8 protein-coding genes are annotated in these 7,949 nt (G+C 66.5%); 1 reads left to right on the forward strand and 7 read right to left on the reverse strand.

Annotation, left to right across the window (positions count from 1 at the left end; translation table 11 throughout):
- Window positions 1-907: 907 nt before the first annotated feature.
- The 7 genes from ABWP84_RS17440 to ABWP84_RS17470 form a co-directional block, all read right to left on the reverse strand.
- The gene (locus ABWP84_RS17440) at window positions 908-1,738 is read right to left on the reverse strand and encodes an ABC transporter substrate-binding protein (protein WP_353213306.1); all 831 of its coding nucleotides are present in this window, start codon (window positions 1,736-1,738) and stop codon (window positions 908-910) included.
- Window positions 1,739-1,740: 2 nt separating this feature from the next.
- On the reverse strand, window positions 1,741-2,460 hold the full coding sequence (locus ABWP84_RS17445) for a PIG-L deacetylase family protein (protein ID WP_353213299.1): 720 nt from the start codon (window positions 2,458-2,460) through the stop codon (window positions 1,741-1,743).
- A 36-nt stretch (window positions 2,461-2,496) separates the two neighbouring features.
- Complete coding sequence (locus ABWP84_RS17450) at window positions 2,497-3,456, reverse strand: catechol 2,3-dioxygenase (RefSeq protein ID WP_353213300.1); 960 nt, start codon at window positions 3,454-3,456, stop codon at window positions 2,497-2,499.
- Between the two features lie 28 nt (window positions 3,457-3,484).
- Window positions 3,485-4,063 (reverse strand): DUF4167 domain-containing protein, encoded by a 579-nt coding sequence (locus tag ABWP84_RS17455; protein ID WP_353213301.1) that lies wholly within the window; start codon window positions 4,061-4,063, stop codon window positions 3,485-3,487.
- 180 nt (window positions 4,064-4,243) lie between these two features.
- Window positions 4,244-5,095: a peptide chain release factor N(5)-glutamine methyltransferase gene (gene prmC, locus ABWP84_RS17460; RefSeq protein ID WP_353213302.1), complete on the reverse strand. Its 852-nt coding sequence runs from the start codon at window positions 5,093-5,095 to the stop codon at window positions 4,244-4,246.
- The gene (prfA, locus tag ABWP84_RS17465) at window positions 5,092-6,156 is read right to left on the reverse strand and encodes a peptide chain release factor 1 (protein WP_353213303.1); all 1,065 of its coding nucleotides are present in this window, start codon (window positions 6,154-6,156) and stop codon (window positions 5,092-5,094) included. The genes prmC and prfA overlap by 4 nt, the downstream gene beginning before the upstream one ends.
- A complete protein-coding gene (locus ABWP84_RS17470) occupies window positions 6,153-6,878 on the reverse strand; it encodes a transposase (protein WP_353213304.1) in 726 nt (241 codons plus the stop codon). Before ABWP84_RS17470 ends, prfA begins: the two co-directional genes overlap by 4 nt.
- A gap of 99 nt (window positions 6,879-6,977) precedes the next feature.
- Here ABWP84_RS17470 and gluQRS point away from each other — a divergent pair, with 99 nt between their 5' ends.
- Window positions 6,978-7,865 carry a tRNA glutamyl-Q(34) synthetase GluQRS gene (gluQRS, locus tag ABWP84_RS17475; protein WP_408904290.1) on the forward strand — a complete coding sequence of 296 codons (888 nt, stop codon included), beginning with the start codon at window positions 6,978-6,980 and terminating at the stop codon, window positions 7,863-7,865.
- Window positions 7,866-7,949 lie beyond the last annotated feature (84 nt).

Raw genomic sequence — 7,949 nt, forward strand, 5'->3', positions numbered from 1 at the left:
AATAGTATCGGCCCATTTGTTAAATACTATGGAGGCCCATCTCGGTTACGGAAATAATACGAAGCACAATTGCTAATGGCGAAAAGAGTTCAGTCCATTCTGGAAATTGGCAGAATATAAAAATGGACAGAATGATAGTATCTATCGCCTTGGCTGATTCTACAAATATATCTCTATGCACCGATAACGGCCAAATCAATTTCGATAGAAGCGCTGGACTTAAGGTAAATTCGAATTGGGACTTACATATTTCAGTGGAACATTCCCCGCAAAATCTTAGCGAGAGGGATACAGGCCCATGGCCGGAGCAGAGAAAACCTCCCAAGCTGACCGGTTACGAGACACGGCAAGCCAGATGGCGCGGACGGGAGTGGGGCAAATTTCGCCCAGAGGCTAAAGTTGATTCTGCGCCAGCCGGTGAAGCGCGAAGCAAACGACGGCCTTTCAAGAACGAAAAGAGACGCCAGTCCTCAAAGAGGACAGGCCCTCTGCCTCAAATGAGGCGCCTGCTCTACCGCTGAGCTACCAGCCCCCAAATGGACCGGATGGGGATCGAACCCACGACCACGCGCCTAGCGTGCGACTTTCATCGCATAAGAAATATATGCCGCAGCACCAACCAAGTGCCAAGATTTTCTGCACATACGATCCTCCAGTTTGCGAAGTGCGTAATCGTCCAAATTGATGGGGCAAGGCTTGGGCAGCCCCCCCTTTGGCGAATGCAAATGCAAGGTCGAGTCGAGCGCTAACGACCCCGCCCAATCACACTAACCAGAGTTCTTGTTCCGGTTTTTGACCATCACGCGGTAACCCTCGCATCACGCAACAAACCGGCGGTCAAGGTGCCCCTGGCACCTTGCGGATGGGTTTGGGAAGGCAGAGCCTTCCCAAGAGCAACCCCTGGGCCTCAGGCAACCGCGCCAGGCAGCCCCGCCCAAATCTCCTCAAAGCTGGGCACCCGCGAAATCAGCCCCTGCTGCACACAAAAATGCGCCGCAAAACACAGGCTCGGCATCAGCGCAGCGCGTCCCCGCGGCAGCCCCGAGGGTGCCTGGGCCTCCGCCGCCGCCATCAAGCCCAGCACATCAGCCGCCGCATCGGCAGCATCCGCCCGCGCCACCAACAAATGGTTCACCGGCATAAAACCATAAACCCGCCGAAAATCCCCCGCCGCGTCATCGGCGAAAACCCGGCGCAGCGCATCACTCTTCGGCGTATCAGCGCCAAAGATGGCAGCATCCAGCGCGCCTGCCTCCAGCATCGCCTGCATGTCACTGCCCGGTGCCGCCCGCGTGGCCCATGGCGGATCGCGATACTCCGCCACATGCGCTTCCTCGAAGGTGGTCCAGGCAATATCGCTCGCCGCCACACCCTGCCCGGCGAGGATGCCGCGCAGCCACATCCCCGTGGTCTGGCTACAGGCCCGCACCCCCACCCGCTTGCCCGCCAAGGCGCCCGGCGTCAGGGGCGTATCCGCCCGGCAGAGCATCGCGCTGTCCTGAAACCGCGCCGCCAGCGCCCAGGGCAGCAGCACCAGCCCCTTATCGTGCTCTCGCGCCTGCAGCCAGGTGGCGATGGCCATCTCGCTGATCGCGTAGCGGCCCTCCCGCACCATGGGCGCAAAGGCGCGGGAGATGACGGGCACCTCCGCGCATTCCAGCCGCAACCCCGGCATGGTCACGGCGCCGTCCAACAGCGCCGCAGTGTGCGGATAGCGGCCGATGGCGGCGCTCAGCACCCTCAAACGAGGCTATCCACCACATGCGGGAAGACCGACTGAAACCCCTCGCCATAGGTCATGGCGCGGTCAGAGTTGCGCTCCCCCTGCGCGCCGCGCTGCAGGGCGACGCGGGTGTAATATTCCCAAAGATGTTCCTGCCCGGCCATGCACTCAATCGCCTGGCGCTTCAGCGGCCAGACGCTGTCGATGCCCAGCAGCATATCGGGCTTCCAATTGCATTGCTCGGGTTGATGCGGTTCGAAGAGGAAGACCGGCGGCGCGCCCAGCACTTTTTGCTCCGGCTTATGGCCATGCGCCTGTGCCGTGATGCGGGCATGCTGGGCGAAATCGGTCACTGCCGGGTGGTCGTGATTGTAGATGTCTTCCTTGGAGTGGGTGAGGATGAAGGCCGGCCGCACCGTGCGCATCACATCCACCAGCCGGAACAGCGAAGCCTCGCTGAGCGTGATCGGATAATCGCCGAGGTCCCAGAACTGGATGTCATGCACATTGAGCACCCGCGCTGCGGCCTCGGCCTCCTTCTGCCGCTCGGCCTTCACCCTCTCCAGCGTCATGCCCGGCTGGCGCCAGAGTTTTGCGGACTCACCCCGCTCGCCATAGCTCAGGCACACCACGGTGACATCGAAGCCCTTCGCGGCGTGCAGCGCGATGGCGCCGCCGGCGCGCCAGACGAAATCGGCCGAGTGGGCGCTGACGACAAGGGCTGTGGGCTTGCTCAAGGGAGGCTCCTATAGGCGGGGGTGGCGGCACCCATCTCAGCCCTCTCCCGCCAGCGGCGGGGTGGCGTGGGTGCGGAATGCATCAGTCAGCTTGAGGCCCCAGGCCTGGCCACGATTCCGCTCGGCCTCGGTCCAGGTGATGGTCTTCCAGTCCGGCGCCAGGATCAGCCGCGCGCCGGAATGGGCGAGTTCAATTCTGTTGCCGCCGGGCTCATAAACATACAGGAAAAAAGTCTGCTGGATGGCGTGCTTATGCGGGCCATTCTCGATCGGCACGGAGGCTTCCAGGAAGGTATCGGCGGCTTGCAGGATGGCTTCGCGGCTATCGAGGGCGAAGGCGATGTGGTGCAGCCGGCCCGCCACGCCATTGCCCTCGCGGGCGAAGGCCACATCGTAGGATTTATTGGTGGCGGTCAGCCACATGCCCATCTCGGTGCCGTCATCGAACTCGATCCGTTCGGTGCAGCGCAGCCCGAGGTTGCGCTCGTAGAATTCCCGGCAGCCACGCACATCCACCGCGAGGCAATTATAGTGGTCGAGCCTGCGGACATTCACCCCGCGCGCGGGGTAGCGCTGGGCCTGGTTGCGCAGCGCGGGGCGCAGCGCCTCGGGCGGCTGATACCATTGCGTGTCGTAATACAGCTCCACCAGATGGCCATCGGGGTCACGGAAGCGGAAGGCTTTGCCATGGCCGAAGCTGCACGCATGCTCGGTGGCCGTGACGCCATCAGCCCGCAGCGCGGCCACCCGGCGGGCCAGCGCGGCTGGGCTGCGGGTGCGCCAGCCGGCATGGCCAAGGCCGGAGGTGGCGGCGGCCGTCAGTTGCAGTGAATAGGTCTCGTAATCATCCCAGCCGCGCAGGAAGACGCTGTCACCCTGCTGGCCGCTTTCCACCATGCCCATCACCTCGGTGAAGAAGCGGCGGGATGCCTCGAAGCGCGGGGTCAGTAATTCCACATGGCCCAGATGGGCCACGTCCATCACTGGCTCTTCCATCGAGACCTCCCTTGCTGCGCGGTGGGGGCTAGCGGGCCCCGCGCGCCGCAGCCTCGGCCTCTGCGGCAAGCTCGGCCTCGATCGCCTGGGCCAGTCGCTCGCCATGCTCGATCGAGCCCTCGCCACGCACCGGCGGCACGGTTTGTGCCTCGCCATGCGCCTCGCCCTGGTTCTCCCCCTGGTTCTCCCCTTGGGCCTCGTCCCCTGGCTCCTCGCCGCCCTGCTGGTCGTCCTGATGGTAGCGGCGATGCTGCTGGTTCTGGCCTTGCTGCGGCTGGTGCTGGCCGCCCTGGGCGAGCTGCGCCTGGTTCATCGCGCCGAGGATGCGGAAATAATGCTCGGCATGCTGGAAATAGGCCTCGGCCATCACCCTGTCGCCGCCGCCGGTCGCGTCGCGGCCGAGCTGGAGATATTTCTCGAAGAGCTGCTGGGCGGTGCCCCGCAGGCGCAGATCGGGGCCTGAGCTGTCGAAGACGTGGTTGCGGTTCATCGGCTGCTGGTTGGGCGTGGCGGCCGAGCGGTATTGACCGCCGCCACCCCCGCCACCGCCGCCGCCGCCGCCCCCACCCTGACGGTATCCGCGGCCACGCATGCGTTTCATGTTCATTCGGTTCGCGCTTCTGTGGTTCGAATTGAAGCAATTCGAAGTTGTGCTGCTTTGGGTGCCCGCGTCCCTGCGGGCGATCACGAAAGGCGTGGAGCCAAAACCGGGCGACCATGCCGACCACGCCGGGGCGCGTTTCGTTTCGCAGTTGTGGGCCTCTCCGCGGTGGAAAGCAAGCGGGCATCATCGCCTGATCAGCCCGGCGCGGGGGATGGCGTTCAAATCTGGCCGAGCTTCCAGCCAAGTGAGCCCTCCATCGCGGGCCAATTGGGCCACAGCGGGGGCCTGGCCCTGGCCGAGTTCCAGCACCGCCAGCCCGCCCGGGGTCAGCAGCCGGGGCAGGGCGGCGATGATGCGGCGATAGGCGTCCAGCCCATCGGCGCCGCCATCGAGGGCGGCGGGCGGCTCGTGGCCGGCCACTTCGGGCATCAGGGCGGGGATGGCGGCGGCTTCGATATAGGGCGGGTTGCTGAGCACCAGGTCGAAGCTGGCATCGAGCGCATCCGCCCAGTCACCGGCCAGGAAGAGGGCGGGCAGGCCGAGGGCCTGGGCGTTGCGGCGGGCCAGGGCGGCGGCCTCAGGGTTGAGGTCCAGGCCGATGCCGCTGGCCGCTGGCAATTCGGACAGCACGGCCAGCAGCAGGCAGCCGGTGCCGGTGCCCAGATCGAGCACGCGCCGTGCCTGCGGGGCCAGTTCCAAAGCGGCTTCCACCAGCGCCTCGGAATCGGCGCGGGGGATGAGGGTGGCGGGGGAGACGGCGAATTCCAGCCCCCAGAAGCCCGCACTGCCGGTGATATAGGCCATGGGTTCGCGCCGGGCGCGGCGGGCCAGCATGGTGGTGAAGGCTTGGGCGGCGGGGGCGGGGACGGCGGCGCGGGGGTCGCGCAGCAGGGTCTCGGCGGTGACGCCCATGGCGTGGCCGAGCAGCCAGCGCGCCTCCATGCGGGGGCTCTCGATCGCCGCCGCCCGCAGCACCTGGCCGGCCTGGCAGAGCCAGGCGCCCACGCTCTCGCCGGGCTGGCAGGCGGGGCTCACCCTTCCGCCGCGGCCAGGCGGGCCGCCTCATCCTCGGCCATCAGGGCCTCGATGATCTCATCCATTTCGCCCAGCATCACCCGCTCGATCTTGTGCAGGGTGAGGCCGATGCGGTGGTCGGTCACCCGGCCTTGGGGGAAGTTGTAGGTGCGGATGCGCTCGCTGCGGTCACCGGTGCCGACCTGGCCCTTACGCTCGGCGCTGCGGGTGGCGTCGAGCCGGGCGCGCTGGGCTTCGTAGATGCGCGCGCGCAGCACTTTCATCGCCTTGGCGCGGTTCTTGTGCTGGCTGCGCTCCTCCTGCATCGCCACCACGGTGCCGGTGGGGATATGGGTAATGCGCACCGCGCTGTCGGTCTTGTTGACGTGCTGGCCGCCGGCGCCCTGGGCGCGGTAGGTGTCGATGCGCAGGTCGCTCTCATTGATCTGGACATCCACCTCCTCGGCCTCGGCCATCACCGCCACGGTGATGGTGGAGGTGTGGATGCGGCCCTGGCTTTCGGTGGCGGGGACGCGCTGGACGCGGTGGACGCCGCTTTCGAATTTGAGGCGGGCGAAGACATTGGTGCCTTCGACCTCGGCGGAGGCGTTTTTGACGCCGCCCAGTTCGTTCTCCTCGTAATCCAGCAGGGTCCATCGCCAGCGCTGGGTTTCGGCGTATTTCTGGTAGGCGCGGAAGAGTTCTGCGGCGAACAACCCCGCCTCGTCGCCGCCGGCGGCGGGGCGGATTTCGAGGATGGCGCTGCGGGCATCGGCCTCGTCCTTGGGGAGAAGGGCGAGGCGGATTTCGCGCTCCAGCACCGGCAGGCGGGCGGCGGTTTCGGCCAGCTCGGCCTCGGCCAATTCGCGCATCTCAGGGTCGGTCAGCATGGCCTGGGCCTCGGCCTGGGCGGTTTCGGCGGCGCGCCAGGCGGCGATCTTCTCGACGATGGGGTCGAGATTGGACAGCTCCCGCGAGAGGGCGGCGACCTGGGAGCCCTGGGCGGTTTCCAGCAGGGCGCGCAGCTCCTGCGCCCGGCGGGTGATCTGGTCGAGGCGGAGGGAGAGGCCGGAATGGCTCATGACGGGAAAGCTACCATGGCGGGTGCATGCCAGGGCGGCGAGGGCGGGGCAAGGACGGGGCCGAAGCGCTCGGGCCAAAGCGCCTCCTGATGGGTGAGAAGAAGGTGGCGGGGCAGGGTGCGGCGGCCGATGCATTGGCTGTGCAGGCGCAGCAGCAGATCAACCCATTGGCGCTGGATGCGGGGGTTGGGGTTGAGCAGGCCGGCCTCAGCGCGGGGCAAAATCCTGGAATGCAGGAAAGCGGACAAATCCGCATCGGGCAGCAACCAACTGGGGGCGCGGAGTGCGCTATCCAGCCCCAGGCGGCGGGCGAGGCTGAGGCCGGCCAGGCCCTGGATGCGCCAGGCGCGGCGGAAGGCACGGCAGACCCAGTATTGGATGGCCTGCAGGCCCGGGCGCTCCTTGGCGACGAATTTCAGCATCATTTTCCACAGGCCGGCATGGGTCCAGCGGCGGAAGAGGCGGTGGATGGAATCGGGTTTGCCGAAGGCGGCGGGGAGTTTTTTCCACGGGCCGGGGAAACAGGCGGCGTGGAAACAGGCATCGAGCGCGCGGCGGGCGCCATGGATAGTGGGGCGGCCCGGGCCTGGATGGACGAAGACCATGAAATGCATCACCGCCTCCCACTCCTCATCATTCATGGGCCGCCAGGGGACGGGGCGGGTGAGGCGGGCCTGGATGCCGGGTGGGGTTTGGCGGAAGTTTTTGAAGAAGCGGGACATCGGGGGGCTCCTGGGCGGGGGTTGCGCGCAGGTTACGATAAAAAGCCGGAAATAGCAATAAAATCCTTAGTGTTGTCGGTGGGGGGCGCTGTGGGGAGAATGGGGGGTGTGAACCACACCACCCGCTTCGCCCCGAGCCCGACCGGCTATCTGCATCTCGGCCACGCCTTCTCGGCGCTGTTTTCGCGCGCGCGGGGGGAGCGGTTTCTATTGCGGCTGGAGGATATCGATCAGGGGCGGTGCCGGGCGGAATATGCCGCGGCGATTGCCGAAGATTTGGCTTGGCTGGGGGCGAGTTGGGATGGGCCGGTGCGGGTGCAGAGCGCGCATGCGGCGGAACACCGCGCGGCTTTGGCGCGGCTGCGGCCATGGCTCTACCCGTGCTTTTGCACCCGGGCGGATATTGCGGCGGCGGGTGGGGCACCCCAAGGGGCTGATGGGCCGGTTTATCCTGGCACTTGCCGTGGGTTGGCTGCGGCCGAGGCTGCGCGGCGTATTGCGGCGGGGCAGGCGCATGCCTGGCGGCTGGATGTGGCCCGGGCCAATCCGGGGGCGCTGTTCTTCACCGACCTCGCCCGCGGGCGGCTGCGCTGCACGCCCGAGCAGCATGGCGATATGGTGCTGGCGCGGAAGGATGCCGGGCTGAGTTATCATCTCTGCGTCGTTTGCGATGATGCGGCCCAAGGGGTTACCCTGGTGACGCGCGGCGAGGATTTGCTGGCCGCCACCTCAGTCCACCGCCTGCTGCAACACCTGCTGGGCCTGCCCGAACCAACCTACGAACACCACAGGCTGCTGCTGGACGCCAACGGCAAACGCCTGGCCAAACGCGACGGAGCACCGACACTGCGCAGCCTGCGCGCGGCTGGGGTGACGGCGGCGGCGGCGGTGGAACGGGTGGGGGGTGGTGCTGGTGGCTCTTGGGAAGGGCTCTGCCCTCCCCAAACCCCTCCCGCAAGGGGCGAGCCGCCCCTTGACCGCCGTTGAGTTTATGGAGTGGTGAAGGGAGGGGGCAGGAGCGCCTTTCATCAAGGTCGCATCGGTGAGCCCCCTCCCTTCACCACTCCATCA

The organism is Rhodovarius sp., assembly GCF_040399605.1.
GTDB lineage: Bacteria > Pseudomonadota > Alphaproteobacteria > Acetobacterales > Acetobacteraceae > Rhodovarius > Rhodovarius crocodyli_A.

Coding starts and splice junctions, on each gene's coding strand:
- ABWP84_RS17450 (WP_353213300.1), bottom strand. CDS start 3,456: ATGGAAGAGCCAGTGATGGACGTGGCCCATCTGGGCCATGTGGAATTA.
- ABWP84_RS17455 (WP_353213301.1), bottom strand. CDS start 4,063: ATGAACATGAAACGCATGCGTGGCCGCGGATACCGTCAGGGTGGGGGC.
- prfA (WP_353213303.1), bottom strand. CDS start 6,156: ATGAGCCATTCCGGCCTCTCCCTCCGCCTCGACCAGATCACCCGCCGG.
- ABWP84_RS17470 (WP_353213304.1), bottom strand. CDS start 6,878: ATGTCCCGCTTCTTCAAAAACTTCCGCCAAACCCCACCCGGCATCCAG.
- gluQRS (WP_408904290.1), top strand. CDS start 6,978: ATGGGGGGTGTGAACCACACCACCCGCTTCGCCCCGAGCCCGACCGGC.